Source organism: Aeromonas sp. 603607 (assembly GCF_049171595.1).
GTDB lineage: Bacteria > Pseudomonadota > Gammaproteobacteria > Enterobacterales > Aeromonadaceae > Aeromonas > Aeromonas veronii.
The window spans coordinates 236160-252688 of record NZ_JAAKOV010000001.1; the positions used below are offsets into that span (position 1 = coordinate 236160).

The window sequence follows — 16529 nt, forward strand, 5'->3', positions numbered from 1 at the left end:
GTAATCCTCCTCATAGCTCATCAATTCCCCAGCAAAACAAAAAGCGGCCCGCAGGCCGCTCTTGGTTATGACGTGTTGCCGGGTGGCGAGGCTTATGCCGTGGCCAGTTTGGCCTGCTCTTCACCGCGCTTGAGCATGGCGTAGGAAACACCGGTCAGCAGCGAACCTGCCGCAATCGCCACGATATACATCATGACGTTGCTAATGGCGTGCGGGATGAACAGCACGAACAGACCGCCGTGGGGCGCCATCAGTTCGCAGCCGAACAGCATGGAGAGCGCACCGGTCAGGGCGCCGCCGACCATGCAGGCCGGGATGACCCGCATCGGATCCTTGGCGGCAAACGGGATGGCCCCCTCGGAGATAAAACACAGACCCAGCACGAAGGAGGCCTTGCCCGCTTCCTGCTCCGCCTTGATGAACTTGGTGCGGGCCAGGAAGGTGGCGATCCCCATCCCCAGCGCCGGCACCATGCCGGCGGCCATCACCGCAGCCATCGGGGCGTAGGTTTTGGAGGCCAGCAGGCCGACACCGAAGGCGTAGGCTGCCTTGTTGACCGGGCCGCCCATGTCGAAGCACATCATGGCGCCGATGATGACACCCAGCAGCACGGCGTTGGCAGAGCCCATGTTGTTGAGGAAGGTTGTCATGGCATTCATGATGCCGGCCACCGGGCCACCCACCACGTAGATCATCACCAGACCGGTAAAGAGGCTGGCAAACAGCGGAATGATCAGGATCGGCTTGAGCGCTTCCAGAGTCACCGGCAGGCGCACCTTGTCACTCAGGTACTTGGCGCTGTAACCGGCCAGGAAACCAGCCACGATGCCACCAAGGAAACCGGCGCCCAGCGAGCTTGCCAGCATGCCGCCGATCATGCCGGGTGCGAGACCCGGACGGTCAGAGATGGAGTAGGCAATGTAACCGGCCAGCACCGGGATCATCAGGGCAAAGGCAGAGCCGCCACCGATCTTCATCAGGGCAGCAGCCAGGGTGCCTTCCACCTTGAACGCTTCGATACCGAACACAAACGAGAGCGCAATGATAAGGCCACCCGCCACCACCATCGGCAGCATGAAGGAGACACCGGTCAGCAGGTGCTTGTAGGGGCCGGCTTTTTCCTCTTTCTTGGGCTGGCTGGCACCGCTGTGGCGATAGAGTGTCGCCTCGTTCCACGCCTTGTCGAGTTCGGCGCGGGTTTTCTTCAATGCCGCGCCCGTGCTGGTACGATAGACCGGCTTACCGTCAAAGCGCGCCATGTCCACTTCGATATCGGTGGCGAGGAATACCAGATCGGCAGATGCAATCTCCTCGGCAGTCAGGGCATTCTGGGCACCGACCGAGCCTTGAGTCTCGACGCGGATCTGATAACCCAGCTGTTTGGCCATGGTCTCCAGCGCTTCTGCCGACATAAAGGTGTGGGCAACGCCAGTCGGGCACGCTGTCACTGCCACGATGCGCTTGCCAGCGGCGGCGGGTTTAGCTGCTGCGGGAGCGGCTTGATGACGATAGACGCTGGCACCGCTGGTGGCTGCTTCCAGCAAGGCGGCCGGATCCTGCAGGGCGAGATCCATGCTGCCCTGATAGACTCGCTTGCCATCATAGGCGGCGAGATCCACCGGGGCACTGGCGACAACCAGCACCAGATCGGCGGCGGCAATCTGCTCCTTGCTCGGTACTTGGCGGGGCTGCACGCTGGAGCCGACGTCGAGGGTGAGTTCCCAGCCAGCCAGTTTGGCCTGCTGTTCTATCCGTTTTGCAGCGAGAAAGCTGGTGGCAATGCCCGCCGGGCAAGCCGTAACCAAGATTGCTTTCATTGGGCATCTCCTGAGTTTTCCATTGAGGGGGTATTGCACGGAACCGGTGCCAGCGCATCCAGACGCTCTACGCGCACCTGTTCAAGTAAAGGGTTGAGCACATTGATATCGTCAAAGCCGACCGCCACCTGACTGACCGCCAGTGCCGAGACGGCGGTGGCCAGCCGCAGGGTCTGCTCCGGCGCCCAGCCAAGGCTCAGACCATGGGCGAGACCTGCCACCAGAGAATCGCCAGCACCAACCGTGCTGACCACCTGCATCCGCGGTGGAATGGCTTGCCAAACGGCATCCGGGGCAAACCAGATGAGGCCATCGGCGCCGTTGGAGATCACCACGTTGGGGATCCCGCTCGCCTGCAGCACGCGGGCACACTCGGCCTGCTCGCTCAGGGTCTTGATGGGGCGACCAGCCCATTGGCTCAGCTCCTCCAGATTGGGTTTGACCAGGGTCGGCGCCGCCTTGATCCCTTCGCTTAACGCCGCACCGCTGCAATCGAAGATCACCTGCTTGCCCTTGGCCTTGAGCAGGCGGATCAGATGGGCGCAGTAATCGGGGGCCACCCCTTTGGGCAGGCTGCCCGCCAGCACGAACCACTCGGCGTGAGGTGCCAATTTGTCGATGGCCTGCTCCAGCGCGCACACTTCCCCTTGCTGGATGGTGAGCCCCGGCAAGTTGAGATCGGTGACCCGACCGGACTGCTCGGAAATCTTGACGTTGATGCGGGTGCTGCCCGCGACACGGACAAAGTGATCATCCAGCGCACGCTCTGCAAACAGGGAGACAAAGCTCTGCTCATTGTCTGCGCCCAGCCAGCCGGTGACGCCCACCTCGCGGCCCAAGTCCTTGAGCACCATGGCGACGTTGATCCCCTTGCCTGCGGCACGCAGGTTGGCCTCGCTCACCAGATTGACCTCACCGAGGCTCATCGCCTCGAGGCGAGTAGTGAGATCAAGGGCCGGATTGAGGGTGATGGTAACAATCTTCATTAATGCGCCCCCTCGCCGAGACCAGCGGCGATGGCCTCACCGATCCCCTTGAGAGCCGCTTCGGCATCAGCCCCTTCGGCGCGAAACGCCAGACGGTGCCCGCATTTGACCCCAAGACCGATCACTTTCATCAGGCTCTTGGCGGAAACCGCTTCGCCGCTGCCATCCAGATTGGCCACCCGGATGTCGGATTCAAACTCTTTGGCCACCTTGACCAGCATGGCGCCGGGACGAGCGTGCAAGCCGTGGGGATTGATGATGGTGAAGGTTTCGGAAAGACCGCTCGCGGGGCCTGCTTGCAGCATGGCCAGTCCCTCGCCGCCCGCCAGCGTAGCGAGTTGGCCGGCAGCCGCCAGTTTGGCCAGATTCTCCAGTTGCGGCAGATGGCTGCTATCTGCGGCGCACAGCAGTAGCATGGCGCTGACCGGCAGCTCCCCTGCGCGAAGTTCGCTGCTGGGCGTTGCCAACACCCAGCCAGTCTGGGCCGCTTGCGCCCGGGCCAGCCAGATGCCCTCGCCCAGATAGGCGGGATCGCTTGCCAGCAGCGCGCTCACCATGGCGGCATCGCCCCAGCCCGCCGATTTGGCGCGGGCGGCTGCTCCCAGCAGCAGTTGATCGCGATCATCGGCCGGGAAGTCAGCCAGGGTCAGGTATTGCACCTCTTTGGCGGCAGTGGCGCCAGTCAGGATGTTGATGATGGTGTCGGCATCGGTGGCCTCTTTGAGCTGAGCTGCCGCCTGCTCGTCACCCAGCACATGGGTGAGCTGGCGCAAAATGCCCAGATGCTCGTCGGACTTGGCGGCGATGCCGATGGCGACATAGGCGATCTGCCCCTCATCCCACTCGATACCATTGGGGAACTGGGCCACCATGACGCCTGTGCTCTTCACCAGATGACGGGTATCGGTGGTGCCGTGGGGAATGGCGATGCCACTGCCAAGATAGGTGGCATGCTGCGCTTCACGGGCCAGCATCCCATCCACATAGCCCGCTTCCACCAGACCGGCTTCGGTCAGTTTGCCTGCCAGCAGGGCAATGGCGTCCGACTTGGTCGCCACCGACTGCCCCAGCAAGATCTGCTCTCGCGCCAACTTCAACATAGAGACTCTCCATCAGGTTCCGGCCACGCCGGTACGTCACAATTGAACATTCGGATAACTCGCCAGCTGACAATAGACCTGAACACGGTTCACTGTGATCGGGGCCTGATTTTCAGGCCACTGGGTCTCTTCGTTGCTGACAGGCTGAATCGTTTCACTTACACTCAGACTGAATCGTTTCAGCGAATTGATCAAGTACCCACAAAGAGTGCTTTTCAATGATATGATCCCGCGCACACTTTTCGGTGCCCTCACCCGGCAGTGACCGTGGGCCTTGCAACTCAAACAGAGCCAATATGATGAAACTGGATGAAATCGCCGCCCTCGCCGGTGTCTCGCGCACCACGGCAAGCTATGTGATCAATGGCAAGGCCGACCAATACCGCATCAGTCAGGCCACCCGCGACAAGGTGATGGCCGTTGTCACCGCCCATAACTATCAGCCGGACAGCCGCGCCGCCTCCCTGCGTGGCGGCCAGACCAAGACCCTCGGCTTTATCCTGCCCGACCTTGAGAACGCCAGTTACGCCAAGCTGGCCAAGCGGCTGGAGCAGGGAGCGCGGGCGCAGGGCTATCAGCTGCTCATCGTCTGCTCTGAAGATGAACCCGCTACCGAAAAAGAGCTGGCCCAGATGCTGGTGAGCCGTCATGTGGATGCCCTGCTGGTGGCCAGCTGCCTGCCGCCGGACGACCCCTTCTACGGTAAATTGCAGGCGCAAGGCAGCCAAATCCTCGCCATCGACCGGGCGATGGCAGCCGACAAGTTTGTCACCGTCGCCAGTGAAAACGAGAAGGCAAGCTTTGATCTCACCAGCTCCCTGCTCACCCCGAACTTACGCCATATCGCCTTGATCACCGCGCTGCCAGCACTCACGATCAGTCAGGAGCGAAAAGCCGGTTTCGAGCAGGCGGTCGCCAGTCATAGCGCGACTCGCCACCTGTGCGAGGGGGATCACTTCTCCCGCCTTGAGGGGTATCGCCTGATCAAGGATCTGCATCAGCAGCTGGGTCAGCTGCCCGAAGCGCTGATCACTACTTCCTATATCCTGATGGAGGGGGTGCTGGACTATCTATTGGAGCAAGAGATCGATATGAGCAAGCTTGCCATGGCCACCTTCGGGGACGATCGCCTGCTCGACTTCCTCCCCTTTGGCATCAACTCCCTGCCCCAGCAGCACGACGCGCTGGCGAGCCAGGCGCTGGAGCTGGCACTCAAGGCGGTGAACGGCGACTACCAGAACGGGCTGCACTATGTGAGCCGCACCCTCAAGCGCCGTCGCTAACCTGACCGCAGCAGACCCGATTTGCTGTCAATGGGTGGTAAAGCGAACAGATGACAATAAGGCTGCCGGCATCGGCAGCCTTATTGTTTTCCCCCACAACCCTACCCGCCCGCTTTGCTTTCTCTACCGTCTGGCCGACTAAACAACCGGCCTCCACACTCCTTTCACCCCGCAACTAAACGCCAACGCCACGACAAGGCACTCCCCCATCCGTGCTGCAACCACTTGGCTGACCTGTATCAATGAGCCCCTGCCAGTCATTTTCTCGGTGCTTTTTTCTGCAATTAGCCATCACTGTCATCATTTATTTCCACTTATTGCTACAAGCCAGCACAAGATCCGTATAAAGGGGGTTGTTTCCGCTATTTTGATCCGCTAACGTGGCAACCATCTTTTACAACTGACAGGTTTTAGGTACAGATGTTCCCGTTCCGATATTGCTAGCCTCCGGCCCTATCACCGGAGGCACCTTCTGATAACGCCAATCGGCCCCCTCTTGTTGACGTCACTGCTGACATCGCCTGTTTGCACTGATACCGCTATGTTCGGATGGATAACATGAATACCAAAACTCTGGGTTGTACCCTGTTGATTGCCGGCACCACCATAGGTGCCGGCATGCTGGCCCTGCCGCTGGCCTCCTCCTCCCTCGGCGGCCCCGCCACCCTGATGTTGATGGTCGGCCTCTGGGCCCTGATGGCCTTTACCGCCATGCTGCAAGTAGAGGCAAGCCTCAACACCGGCAAATGGTACCTGCACCAGCTGGCGGACCATCTGCTCGGCCCCTGGGGCAAGCGTATCGCCTCCTTCTGTATCCTGATGCTGTTCTACTCGCTGGCCTCCGCCTACATCAGCGGCGGCAGCAGCCTGCTGGCACAGGCGCTGGCCGATGCCGGCATCACCCTGAGCCAGGAGCAGGCCGCTTGGGCCTTTACCCTGCTGTTTGGTGGCATGGTCTGTGTCGGCACCCGCTCGGTGGATTACCTCAACCGACTGATGTTCACCGTCAAACTGGTGATCATGGTGGTGGTGCTGGCGTTGCTGCTGCCCCGCACCGAAGGGCAGCATCTGCTCTCGATGCCGCTGGGTCAGGGCCTGTTGCTGGCGGGCCTGCCGGTCATCTTCACCTCGTTTGGCTTTCACGGCTCCATTCCGAGCGTGATGCTCTACCTCGGTGACTGCCCAAAACAGCTGCGTCGGGTCTTTGTCTGGGGCTCAGCCCTGCCACTGATCCTCTACGTGCTGTGGCAGGTAGCGATCCTTGGTTTGCTCGGCCAACAAGCCCTGCTGCAAACCGGTGGTGCGCTGGACAGCCTGCTGGCAAACGTCGGCAAACTGGTGAGCTGGCCTGTGTTTAATCAGGCGATGCACTTGTTTGCCGACCTGGCGCTCGCCACCTCCTTCCTCGGGGTAACGCTGGGACTGTTTGACTTTATGGCCAAGGTGACCCGCCGCAAGGACAACTGGCAGGGCCGCACCCAGACTGGCCTTATCACCTTTGTGCCGCCATTGCTGTTTGCCCTCTACTTCCCGCAGGGCTTTATCATGGCCCTCGGCTACGCTGCCATTGCGCTGGCGATCCTCGCGGTACTGCTGCCGGTGGCTCTGGTATGGCAGAGCCGCAAGCAGGCGCCTGCCCATCACTACCGCGCCCCGGGTGGCGTAGTGGCGCTGGGAGTGGCCGCCGCCATGGGCGTGCTGATTGTTGGCGTCCAGATCAGCGTCAGCATGGGGCTGCTGCCCGCGCTGTAATCCCCGATACTGAAAGCAAAGCCCCGCCAATTAACTTGGCGGGGCTTTGTGCTATCAACGCTGCCATGATTCTGCCCATTCCCTCCTCGCACAAGAGGGATAAAGGACGTTTCAGCTACGCTTTTTCCATATGCAATGGAGTGGGGAGCAAGGTATGAAGTGGGCTGGCTGGTGGCTGCTGTTTTGCCTGAACTCGATTGCCCAGGGCGCGCCCCTGACGCTGGCGGCGCCCGTGGAATATATCCCCCTGCTGCGCCCCTTCTATGAGGAGTGGTTTGGCAAGGCCAGGGTCGATTTTACCTTTATCCCCTGTACCAGCGCCCGCTGCAAAAAGCTGCTTGATTCCGATAGCACCATCGCTGGCGATATCGCCCGGATCAAGGGCTTTGAGCAGACCCATCCGCATATGATCCCGGTCGGCACGGCGATTGGCGAAGTGACCATCTATGCCCAGAGCAAGCAGGACGCCAGCTGGCCACCCGCCAGTCAGGAGCGGGTTGGCTGCCTGCGCGGCATTCAGTGGTGCAGCCGCTATCTCGACAGTCGACGCATCGTCTGGTTCAACGATGAGAAGCAGGGTCTCGCCCTGCTCCAGCGCGGCAGAACCGACTGGGTGATCCGGCTACTGCCCACCAATCAATCCCCCCTTGCCGCACCATGGAAACGGGTCTCCGATATCGAGGTTTATCTCTACCTCAACAAGAGCCGCCAGGCCGATATCGCCGCCCTTGTCCAATCCCAGCAGCAGCTGATAGCGAGCGGCCGCTGGCAGCAGATGCAGGAGCGCTACTTCTCGGCCCTGCTGACCCCCATCCGCTGATCGGGGCACCACAGAACAAACCGCCAAGAACCGTGTTTTATACAATCTTTTTTGCCACCGAAGCCTGAACGGACAGTTCAAAACCCGTTCATGCCCGCTCGCTACACTGCCCCCTCGTTTATCGCTTTCAGGAGCCTGAAAACAATGATGTTGCATCTCACGAAGAGTTCCCTTGCCCTTGCTCTGCTGGCAGCCAGCGGCGCCCTCAGCGCGGCCGAAATCACCAACAACAATATCACCGAGGCCGACATCAAGGCGGCGCAGGATGCCTGGGGCGCGGCGCTCATCAAGATCAGCGATGACTATCGGGCCGGCGGCATTGAGCGCGCCAAAGCCACCGCCGAGGCGGTACTCGACAGCGCTTATGGCTACCAGCAGGGGCCGGTACTGTTCAAACCCACCCTCGCCGGTGGTGAGCAGACCTTTCGCACCACCCGCGAGGGGGCGCTGGCCTATTTTGTCGGCAACAACAGCGCCTATCCGGCAGATAGCGGCTTTGCCCTGAAAAACTGGCAGAGCTACCGCTATGACAATGCCGCCGTCTATATCAACGGCAACATGGCGCTGACCATGGGCAAGGTGCATCTGGTGGATCGCGACAACAAGGAGACCACGGTTGACAAGAGCTGGGGTTTCAAGAAGGGGGATGATGGCAAGGTGCGCATCGTGCTGCACCACTCCTCTCTCCCCTACGGCGCCTGACTGGCGAAGTGCAGCTGACAGAGCACGCCACCTAAAACCAGACAACAAGCCCTGCCAGACTGGCGGGGCTTTTTTATCCGGCAAGGGTGCTTTGGGCGCCATGGCCGAGCCCCCTTTACTGCTACCCTCAAGGGCAAGCCATTGAGCGCGCAACAGATCCATGCTTATCCATCACCTCGGGAGCCCTACGCCATGACCATACTGCCCATCTATGCAGCCCTGCTTGCCCTGCTCTTTGACCTGCTCAGCGTACGCACCATTCGCACCCGTCACCGCCAGAAAGTGGCGCTCGGCCATGGCGATGATCCCGCCATGCTGCGGGCCATGCGGGTGCACGCCAACTTTGCCGAGTATGTCCCCCTCGCCCTGCTGCTCATCTATTTCGTCGAAACCGGCAGCCATGCCCCCTGGCTGGTTCATCTGCTAGGGAGTGCCCTGCTGCTTGGTCGCCTCTGTCACGCCTTCGGCATGAGCCGCACACCGGAGCATTTCCGCTATCGGGTGGTGGGAATGGGGCTGACTTTCACCGTCATTTTGCTGAGTGCGGCCTGTCTCCTGATCACCGCCCTGCTCTCCTGACCAGAGCAGGTCAGCCAAACGCGGATCTGCAGAAGCAGAAATAGAAAAGCCCTGCCGATATGGCAGGGCTTTTCGTTTAACCGATCAGGGTGGAGAGTGGCTCTCCTTGCCCTTACTGGTTATGGCTGGCGCGACGGGGACGACGGGCCTGAGCCGGTTTGCCGGCACCATCAGCCGGACGCTGACCACCTTGCGGCTTGGGCTTGCCACCGTTACCGGTACGGGCACCACCCGCATTGCCATTGGAGGCGGAACGACCGGCCCCTTGACGCTGGCCTTGACCTTGCGGACGCGGCGCACGGCGCTGCTCGCTCGGATCGCGGGGCTCTTTGCGAAGCGGCGCACCGATACCACGGGCGATGTTGTCGAGGGTCTCGCGGGAGGCTTCAAAACCGGCCACCTGCTCGCACGGGATGTTCTGCTTGGTCAGACGCTCGATCGCCTTGATAAGCTTGCCTTCATCGGCAGCAACCAGGGAGATGGCATGACCGGCAGCGCCAGCACGGCCGGTACGACCGATGCGGTGAACGTAATCTTCCGCCACGTTGGGCAACTCGAAGTTGACCACTTGCGGCAACTTGTCGATGTCCAGACCACGGGCGGCGATGTCGGTCGCCACCATCACGCGCACGCTGCCATCCTTGAAGCCGGCCAGCGCGCGGGTACGGGCACCCTGGCTCTTGTTGCCGTGGATGGCGGCGGCACTGATGCCGTCTTTTTCAAGCTTCTCGGCAACCCGGTTGGCGATGTGCTTGGTACGGGTAAAGACCAGCACCTGCTGCCAGTTGTTGCTGGAGATCAGGTGGCTCAGCAGGGCAATCTTGTTGGCCTTGTCGCACGGGTGCACCAGCTGTTCGATACGCTCGGCGGTGCTGTTGCGCGGGGCGACTTCAATGACAGCCGGGTTGTCCAGCAGGCCAGTGGCCAGCTCGCGAATTTCATCGGCGAAGGTGGCGGAGAAGAGCAGGTTCTGACGCTTCTTCGGCAGCAGGGTCAGGATGCGGCGGATGTCGCGGATAAAGCCCATGTCGAGCATGCGATCTGCTTCATCCAGTACCAGGATCTCCACCTCGTCAAATTTGACGGCATTCTGGTTGTAGAGATCGATCAGACGGCCCGGACAGGCCACCAGCACGTCCAGACCACGGCGGGTCGCCATCATCTGCGGGTTGATGCTTACGCCACCAAATACCACGTGGCTGCGCAGGGGCAGATGCTTGCCGTAGTTACGCACGCTCTCGCCCACCTGGGCGGCCAGCTCGCGAGTCGGGGTCAGCACCAGCGCACGAATGCGGTTCGGAGACACCTTGCGCTTGCTCTCCATCAGACGTTGCAGCATCGGCAGGGTAAAGCCTGCGGTCTTGCCGGTCCCTGTTTGGGCCGCCGCCATCAGATCGCGGCCAGCCAGAACGGCGGGGATCGCTTGCTGCTGAATGGGAGACGGGGTGTCGTAGCCTTGTTCGGCAACGGCACGCAACAAGGGTTCGGCCAGACCGAGGGAAGTAAAACTCATAATTACCTGCTAGAGATAGGGGCGCCGGGGATTTGTGGTGGGGCTCCTCTGCTGAGCCGATGCCATCTCACAAGATCTGGGCCTATTGAGAAAACAACGATTTCCCCGGGGAGCAGAGCAAAGGGGAAAGAATAGAGGCGCAGTCTAACGGAGTTACCCGGGATAAACGAGAAAAATGTGATGCTCCTCCCAGCACGCACAGAAAAGCCCTCTGCTCTCCACCGAATAATCCCGTTGACCAGTGAAGCACGCACCACACTATTAACTGACAACTTATTACCTGTCCCGCCATCGTGATGCGCGGGTCGCAGGCGCACGGGATAGCAGAGAACAAAAAGCAGAATAACGAGGTTAAGCTATGAGCACGCAATATCGTCCCCACGGCAACTGGCAGGCCAAGCTCTGCCTGCTGCTGCTTTTGCTGACCCCTTCCCTGCAGGCCAGTCAGACCCTGACCGTGGCCTGGAGCCACTGGCCCCCCTTCAGTCAAATCAACAACAGGGGTGAGCTGGACGGGCTGGATGTCAGCCTGACTCGCCAGATCCTCACCCAGGCGGGCTTTGCCCCCAAATTTCGTGAGATCCCCTGGGCGCGGGCACTCCATCTGGTGGAGCACGATCAGCTGGATGTGGCGATGGCCGCACTACCACTACCGGAGCGGCAGAAGTATGCCCGCTTCTCTGCACCCTATCGCCAGAGCGCCTATGTGCTGTTGAGTAATAACCCGATTCCAGGCCATCAGGATCGCTGGGGAAAGCTCGATACCTTGTCCAAACTGTGCCACAACAAGGATCTCAAAATTGGCAAACTGCGCGGTACTCGCCCCATTCATCAAATGGACGAGTGTCCTGCCCTCAAGGGGGCGACCGAGTACAATGCCGATGATCGACTAATCGAACTGCTGCTGGCCCGCCGTCTCGATGGCATCATTATGGAGTGGCAATATGCACGCTATCGGCTCTCCCAATTGGGCGCCGAGGGGTTTATCAGTTGTCAGCTGTTGCTGCACCATCAGCCGGTCAGCCTGATGTTTGCCAAAAACAGCATGAGCGAAGAGCAGCTCCTCAAGGTCAACGAGGCCATTCACGCTATGCCCAAACACCATGGGAAGTTCTCTCCCCCCAACTGCCGTCTCGATGCCGATCCGCAGGACGCTGATCACTCTTGATAACCGACGAGTGATAGAAGTACCGCAGAGCATAAGAACAAAGGCGACCCGAAGGTCGCCTTTGATTTGGTTGACGAACCAGCACCCTGAACAGGGTGCGATCAGTCGATGTGCAGCAAGAGCGATCAACGCAGCTGTGGGGTATGGGTCAACACCCCCTGATTCTGGGCACGATGGCGCAGCAGGTGATCCATCAACACCAGCGCCAGCATGGCTTCGGCGATGGGCACGGCGCGAATGCCGACACAGGGATCGTGACGCCCCTTGGTGATCATCTCGATTACCTCGCCTTCGGTATTGATGGTCTTGCCCGGCACAGTGATGCTGGAAGTCGGTTTGAGCGCCATGCTCACCACAATATCCTGACCCGACGAGATGCCGCCCAGAATGCCGCCCGCATGGTTGCTGGCAAAGCCCGCCGGGGTCATCTCGTCGCGATGCTCGGAGCCTTTTTGCTCCACCACCGCAAAGCCATCACCGATCTCCACCCCTTTCACCGCATTGATGCCCATCATGGCATGGGCAATGTCGGCGTCGAGACGATCAAACACCGGCTCACCCAGGCCCACCGGCACATTGCGCGCAATGACCTGCACCTTGGCACCGATACTGTTGCCCTCTTTTTTCAGGTCGCGCATATATTGATCGAGCGCTTCCAGCTTGCCCGCATCGGGGAAGAAGAAGGGATTCTGCTCAATCTGCGCCGCGTCAAACGCCTCAGCCTTGATGGGGCCGAGCTGGGAGAGAAAACCAGTGATCTCGATGCCATGTACCTGTTTCAGGTACTTCTTGGCAATCGCCCCCGCCGCCACTCGCATCGCGGTCTCGCGGGCAGATGAGCGACCACCGCCACGATAGTCCCGCTGACCATACTTCTGGTGGTAGGTGTAGTCAGCATGACCCGGCCGGAACAGATCCTTGATATCGGAGTAATCCTTGGAGCGCTGATCGGTATTCTCGATGAGCAGCCCGATGGAGGTGCCGGTGGTCTTGCCCTCGAACACCCCGGAGAGGATCTTCACCTCGTCCGGCTCGCGGCGCGGCGTGGTGTAGCGGGAAGTGCCGGGCTTGCGCCGATCCAGATCCCCCTGCAGATCCGCTTCGCTGATCTCCAGCCCAGGCGGGCAACCATCGACCACGGCGCCCAGCGCCAGGCCGTGGCTCTCGCCAAAGGTGGTGACCCGAAAGAGTTGACCAAAACTGTTCCCTGCCATGCGCGCTCCTGCTTAGTTCTTGTAGATGGCGAAATGATCCTGATACTGCACCAGCTCTTCACGGGTCATCACAAAGACGCCGTGACCGCCGTTTTCGAATTCAACCCAGGTAAAGGGGATCTCGGGGAACTGGGCTTCCAGATGGATCATGCTGTTGCCTACTTCAACCACCAGCACACCGTTATCCTTGAGGAAATCGGCGGCATGGGCCAGCAGACGCTTGGTCAGCTTGAGACCATCGGAGCCGGACGCCAGCGCCAGCTCGGGCTCGTGACGGAACTCTTCCGGCAGATCCGACATGTCTTCGGAGTCCACATAGGGCGGGTTGGAGACGATGAGATCGTATTTGTCGCCCGCCGGCAGATCGCGGAACAGATCGGAGCGGATCGGTATGACCTGCTGCTCCAGCCCGTGATCGTTGATGTTGCGCTCGGCCACGTTCAGTGCATCGATGCTGATGTCGATGGCATCCACTTCCGCTTCCGGGAACTCGTGGGCCATGATGATGGCGATACAGCCGGAGCCGGTGCACAAGTCCATGATCCGGGTCGGTTCATGTTTGAGGAAGGGCGCGAAACGGTTGGCGACCATCTCGGCAATGGGGGAACGGGGAATGAGCACCCGCTCGTCCACGTAGAACTCCCAACCGGCATACCAGGCCTTGTTGGTCAGGTAGGCGGCGGGTACCCGCTCCTGTACGCGGCGGATAATCAGTTCGGCGATACGGTGACGCTCGCTGCTGGTGAGACGGGAGTGGCGCATGGCCGGGTCTACATCCGGTGGCAGATGTAACGCGGGCAGTACCAGCTGCACAGCTTCATCCCAGGCGTTGTCGGTTCCATGACCGTAAAAAATCCCGGCGTCGTTGAAACGACTCATGGCCCAACGCAACATGTCCTGGATGGTGTGCATCTCGGCAACCACCTCATCGATAAATATCTTGTCCAAATCCACCTCCAAGTCGAGTAATATCCGGCCCGAGCCCCGTTTACGTTGCGGGCAAGACGCATACCTAATACATGAGCATCTGATGAAAAAAACGCCCTCACCGACAGACGAGGAAACCCTGCTGTTCCGCGATGCGATAAAAGGTACCCGGAAAATCAAGCAAGATACCATAAGGGCCGAGTTACGCCCGGTCAAGCAGAAACGCGAATTGCGCGAAACCCGCGAAAAGCTTGGGGTTGACCACTATTTCAGCGATGAGTATCAGCCCCATCTCGACGATGATGGGCCGACCCGTTACGTGCGGGAAGATGTGTCAAAATTTGAGCTGAAAAAGCTCAAGCGGGGCATTTATCCGCCGGAGATCTACCTGGATCTGCACGGCATGAACCAGCAGCAGGCAAAACAGGAGCTGGCCGCCCTGCTCACCCTCTGCCAGAAAGAGAACATTCACGTCGCCTCGGTGATGCACGGCATCGGCAAACATATTCTCAAGCAGCGCATTCCCAGCTGGCTGGCCCAGCACCCCAATGTTCGCGCCTTCCATCAGGCTCCCCGCGAATGGGGCGGCGACAGCGCCATTCTGGTGTTGCTGGATATCGAAGAGTAGAAAAAGCAGCGCACAAACTAACTCTGCCCAACCGGTCGATTGAATCGCAATGGTGATATAGAGGAGTCAAGATTGACCACCAGCATGCCGCCGTTGGGCAACTGCCACGCGAAGAAGTCATCAAATCCGGCGGTCGTTAGGGCGCGGGTCACCTTGGCGACCACACCGTGCGCCACCAGCAATACCCGCTCCCCCTGCATGGTCGAGGCCAGTGCCGTTAGTCCCTGCGAGACTCAGGCAATCACCTCATCCAGCCTCTCACCGCCAAGCAGAGCCTCCGCCCAGCGCCGGGTGATGTTGCGCACCCACAACTCGGGATAACGCGCCTTGGCCTTTGCCTGCGTCAGTCCCTCAAACAGACCGACATGCCGCTCACGAAAGGCCGGAGCAAGCTCCACAGGCAACCCCAACTGGCGTGAGAAGAGCGCGGCGCTCTCTCTTGTTCGCAGCAGGGGCGACGCCAGCAACCGATCGAACGGGGCCAGTGTGGTCGCTATCTCATTGGCCAGCCAGCATATATGCCGCGCGCCATCTTGGTTGAGCCCGATATCCAACGCCCCTTGATAGCGCCCCTCGGCGTTGGCTTGGGTCTCTCCATGGCGGATCACTATCAGCTCCATGGTGTACTCCTCTTTCTACGTGGAATATCGCAAAACTACTTCCCTTTCGGATAACGGGGATGATCGTCCTGGATCGGCAACCAGGAGAGCTGGCTGACGGTATGGATGTGATAGGTTGGTGCGACCGTTTCGGGGTTATCAAGTGAGACAATAGCCAGCGTCAGGTACTCGGGGTATTGAATGCTGCGATAGCTGAGGGTGGCGCCACAGGTTGCACAAAAGCCGCGTCGAATCGCCTCCGACGAGGCGTACTCAGTCAATACGCCGCATAGCCATTGCACCTGTTTCACCCGAAAATCCATCCAGGCGCCGGTCGTGCGCTGACAATCCCGGCAGTGGCAAAAATCGGTAGCAAAGGGAGCAGCTAGCACCTTGTAGCGGATTGCACCACAATGGCAACCCCCCCTCTAATATACCGTCACGAGAAATCACCATCTTGTTTACCATCCAGTCCACGTTTGAAGGCATATATTGCCAGCCTAACATCCCGTTACACTAAGTTGATTAGTGCAGAAAACCAATGAAATTTGCGATTTATCAGCGCTCATTTCAGATAGGATTGACACATTTCACCATTGTTCAGACAGAAGATAACCACTCTCACCTCCCATCATAACAACTATGGGGGCTCTGATTATTCATCCCCCTGACAATATGAGATATTGCCACTCACTACTGGCCTGCGAATATAAGACAAGCTCACCCGAGCCCATATAAATCTGTTCGTCGCAGCCATATTCCACGCTATTTAATTGGAACCTGCATGATGAAGTTATTCACTCCCCTGGTGGTTGCCACGGCGATCTTCTCTTCCGTGGCGATAGCAACCCCCTCTCCCCATATCGTCGGCGCCACCCTTGGCTATGGCACCCAGTCATTCAAAGCACAAAATGGGGATCAGGCCGATGGCGGTGACAATATGACTGCCGATCTCTATTACCGTTATATGTTCAACGATTATATCGGTATCGATTCAGGAATATTGTTTGGTACCGGTGGCGTAGTCAGCGCCCTCTTCGATGCAACCCTCAATGACGTAAAAGATATCCATTACAAAGGGATCCGCTCTGCCTTGTATGCACAATTCCCGGTCTCTTCCGGCAACAGCTTTTATGCCAAACTGGGTGCCAACGCCCACAGAGTCGAATACACCATCAACAAGGAAGATCAGAGCAACTCCGGGGTCGGTTTGTATGGCGCTGCGGGTTGGCAATATCGCTTTGATTCGGGTATCGGACTCAATGCAGAGTACCAATATATCCCCATGCCTCGACTCGATGTCAAAGGGGTCAGTGTCGGTCTCAACTACCGTTTCTGATCCCGCCTGATGGGGCGACAACAGGCCGATAACGGGTAAAAAGCAGGGAGATATCTCCTCCCTGCTGCCTGCTTGTTTCCACTACCGATAGATCATGGTGAT

At 59.5% G+C, this 16529-nt stretch carries 15 protein-coding genes and 1 pseudogene; 8 read left to right on the forward strand and 8 right to left on the reverse strand.

From position 1 onward, the window contains the following. Positions 1-92: 92 nt before the first annotated feature. Genes fruA through fruB form a run of 3 tightly spaced genes read right to left on the reverse strand, consistent with a single transcriptional unit; the run spans position 93 to position 3903 of the window. Positions 93-1817, reverse strand: a complete 1725-nt coding sequence (fruA, locus tag G5315_RS01065; protein WP_421332137.1) for a PTS fructose transporter subunit IIBC — start codon at positions 1815-1817, stop codon at positions 93-95. Further along, entirely contained in the window at positions 1814-2803 is a 990-nt protein-coding gene (gene pfkB / locus G5315_RS01070; RefSeq protein WP_421332138.1) for a 1-phosphofructokinase, read from the reverse strand. Before pfkB ends, fruA begins: the two co-directional genes overlap by 4 nt. Further along, the gene (fruB, locus tag G5315_RS01075) at positions 2803-3903 is read right to left on the reverse strand and encodes a fused PTS fructose transporter subunit IIA/HPr protein (protein WP_421332139.1); all 1101 of its coding nucleotides are present in this window, start codon (positions 3901-3903) and stop codon (positions 2803-2805) included. The genes pfkB and fruB overlap by 1 nt, the downstream gene beginning before the upstream one ends. A 296-nt stretch (positions 3904-4199) precedes the next feature. On the opposite strand from fruB, the gene cra reads away from it, so the two are divergent. The 5 genes from cra to G5315_RS01100 all read left to right on the forward strand — a co-directional run bounded on the left by cra (position 4200) and on the right by G5315_RS01100 (position 9039). Further along, complete coding sequence (gene cra / locus G5315_RS01080) at positions 4200-5186, forward strand: catabolite repressor/activator (RefSeq protein WP_421249832.1); 987 nt, start codon at positions 4200-4202, stop codon at positions 5184-5186. A 558-nt stretch (positions 5187-5744) separates the two neighbouring features. Next, complete coding sequence (locus G5315_RS01085; RefSeq protein ID WP_421204884.1) at positions 5745-6938, forward strand: aromatic amino acid transport family protein; 1194 nt, start codon at positions 5745-5747, stop codon at positions 6936-6938. 154 nt (positions 6939-7092) lie between these two features. Next, the gene (locus G5315_RS01090) at positions 7093-7758 is read left to right on the forward strand and encodes a hypothetical protein (RefSeq protein WP_216953544.1); all 666 of its coding nucleotides are present in this window, start codon (positions 7093-7095) and stop codon (positions 7756-7758) included. Between the two features lie 144 nt (positions 7759-7902). After that, the gene (locus G5315_RS01095) at positions 7903-8460 is read left to right on the forward strand and encodes a hypothetical protein (protein WP_421249831.1); all 558 of its coding nucleotides are present in this window, start codon (positions 7903-7905) and stop codon (positions 8458-8460) included. 192 nt (positions 8461-8652) lie between these two features. Then, entirely contained in the window at positions 8653-9039 is a 387-nt protein-coding gene (locus G5315_RS01100) for an MAPEG family protein (protein ID WP_421332140.1), read from the forward strand. 112 nt (positions 9040-9151) lie between these two features. On the opposite strand, the gene G5315_RS01105 is transcribed toward G5315_RS01100, so the two are convergent. Further along, a complete protein-coding gene (locus G5315_RS01105) occupies positions 9152-10552 on the reverse strand; it encodes a DEAD/DEAH box helicase (RefSeq protein ID WP_421332142.1) in 1401 nt (466 codons plus the stop codon). Positions 10553-10910: 358 nt separating this feature from the next. On the opposite strand from G5315_RS01105, the gene G5315_RS01110 reads away from it, so the two are divergent. Continuing rightward, positions 10911-11720 (forward strand): substrate-binding periplasmic protein, encoded by an 810-nt coding sequence (locus tag G5315_RS01110; RefSeq protein ID WP_106843347.1) that lies wholly within the window; start codon positions 10911-10913, stop codon positions 11718-11720. Positions 11721-11845: 125 nt separating this feature from the next. Here G5315_RS01110 and aroC read toward each other — a convergent pair whose 3' ends face one another. Then, the gene (aroC, locus tag G5315_RS01115; RefSeq protein WP_421332144.1) at positions 11846-12934 is read right to left on the reverse strand and encodes a chorismate synthase; all 1089 of its coding nucleotides are present in this window, start codon (positions 12932-12934) and stop codon (positions 11846-11848) included. A gap of 12 nt (positions 12935-12946) precedes the next feature. Beyond that, positions 12947-13882: a 50S ribosomal protein L3 N(5)-glutamine methyltransferase gene (gene prmB, locus G5315_RS01120; RefSeq protein ID WP_139462539.1), complete on the reverse strand. Its 936-nt coding sequence runs from the start codon at positions 13880-13882 to the stop codon at positions 12947-12949. An 82-nt stretch (positions 13883-13964) separates the two neighbouring features. On the opposite strand from prmB, the gene smrB reads away from it, so the two are divergent. Beyond that, positions 13965-14489, forward strand: a complete 525-nt coding sequence (gene smrB, locus G5315_RS01125) for an endonuclease SmrB (RefSeq protein ID WP_005333198.1) — start codon at positions 13965-13967, stop codon at positions 14487-14489. Between the two features lie 17 nt (positions 14490-14506). Here the strand turns inward: smrB and G5315_RS01130 are convergent. Together G5315_RS01130 and G5315_RS01135 are read right to left on the reverse strand one after the other, a co-directional pair. Continuing rightward, positions 14507-15109: pseudogene (locus G5315_RS01130) on the reverse strand (histidine phosphatase family protein). A gap of 35 nt (positions 15110-15144) precedes the next feature. Then, positions 15145-15480 (reverse strand): GFA family protein, encoded by a 336-nt coding sequence (locus G5315_RS01135; RefSeq protein ID WP_421211118.1) that lies wholly within the window; start codon positions 15478-15480, stop codon positions 15145-15147. 392 nt (positions 15481-15872) lie between these two features. On the opposite strand from G5315_RS01135, the gene G5315_RS01140 reads away from it, so the two are divergent. Then, positions 15873-16427: a porin family protein gene (locus tag G5315_RS01140; protein WP_337072204.1), complete on the forward strand. Its 555-nt coding sequence runs from the start codon at positions 15873-15875 to the stop codon at positions 16425-16427. Positions 16428-16529 lie beyond the last annotated feature (102 nt).

What these genes read in the sequence shown, in the direction of transcription:
- fruA (WP_421332137.1), bottom strand. Translation starts at nt 1,817, where the DNA reads ATGAAAGCAATCTTGGTTACGGCTTGCCCGGCGGGCATTGCCACCAGC.
- pfkB (WP_421332138.1), bottom strand. Translation starts at nt 2,803, where the DNA reads ATGAAGATTGTTACCATCACCCTCAATCCGGCCCTTGATCTCACTACT.
- fruB (WP_421332139.1), bottom strand. Translation starts at nt 3,903, where the DNA reads ATGTTGAAGTTGGCGCGAGAGCAGATCTTGCTGGGGCAGTCGGTGGCG.
- cra (WP_421249832.1), top strand. Translation starts at nt 4,200, where the DNA reads ATGATGAAACTGGATGAAATCGCCGCCCTCGCCGGTGTCTCGCGCACC.
- G5315_RS01085 (WP_421204884.1), top strand. Translation starts at nt 5,745, where the DNA reads ATGAATACCAAAACTCTGGGTTGTACCCTGTTGATTGCCGGCACCACC.
- G5315_RS01090 (WP_216953544.1), top strand. Translation starts at nt 7,093, where the DNA reads ATGAAGTGGGCTGGCTGGTGGCTGCTGTTTTGCCTGAACTCGATTGCC.
- G5315_RS01095 (WP_421249831.1), top strand. Translation starts at nt 7,903, where the DNA reads ATGATGTTGCATCTCACGAAGAGTTCCCTTGCCCTTGCTCTGCTGGCA.
- G5315_RS01100 (WP_421332140.1), top strand. Translation starts at nt 8,653, where the DNA reads ATGACCATACTGCCCATCTATGCAGCCCTGCTTGCCCTGCTCTTTGAC.
- G5315_RS01105 (WP_421332142.1), bottom strand. Translation starts at nt 10,552, where the DNA reads ATGAGTTTTACTTCCCTCGGTCTGGCCGAACCCTTGTTGCGTGCCGTT.
- G5315_RS01110 (WP_106843347.1), top strand. Translation starts at nt 10,911, where the DNA reads ATGAGCACGCAATATCGTCCCCACGGCAACTGGCAGGCCAAGCTCTGC.
- aroC (WP_421332144.1), bottom strand. Translation starts at nt 12,934, where the DNA reads ATGGCAGGGAACAGTTTTGGTCAACTCTTTCGGGTCACCACCTTTGGC.
- smrB (WP_005333198.1), top strand. Translation starts at nt 13,965, where the DNA reads ATGAAAAAAACGCCCTCACCGACAGACGAGGAAACCCTGCTGTTCCGC.
- G5315_RS01140 (WP_337072204.1), top strand. Translation starts at nt 15,873, where the DNA reads ATGATGAAGTTATTCACTCCCCTGGTGGTTGCCACGGCGATCTTCTCT.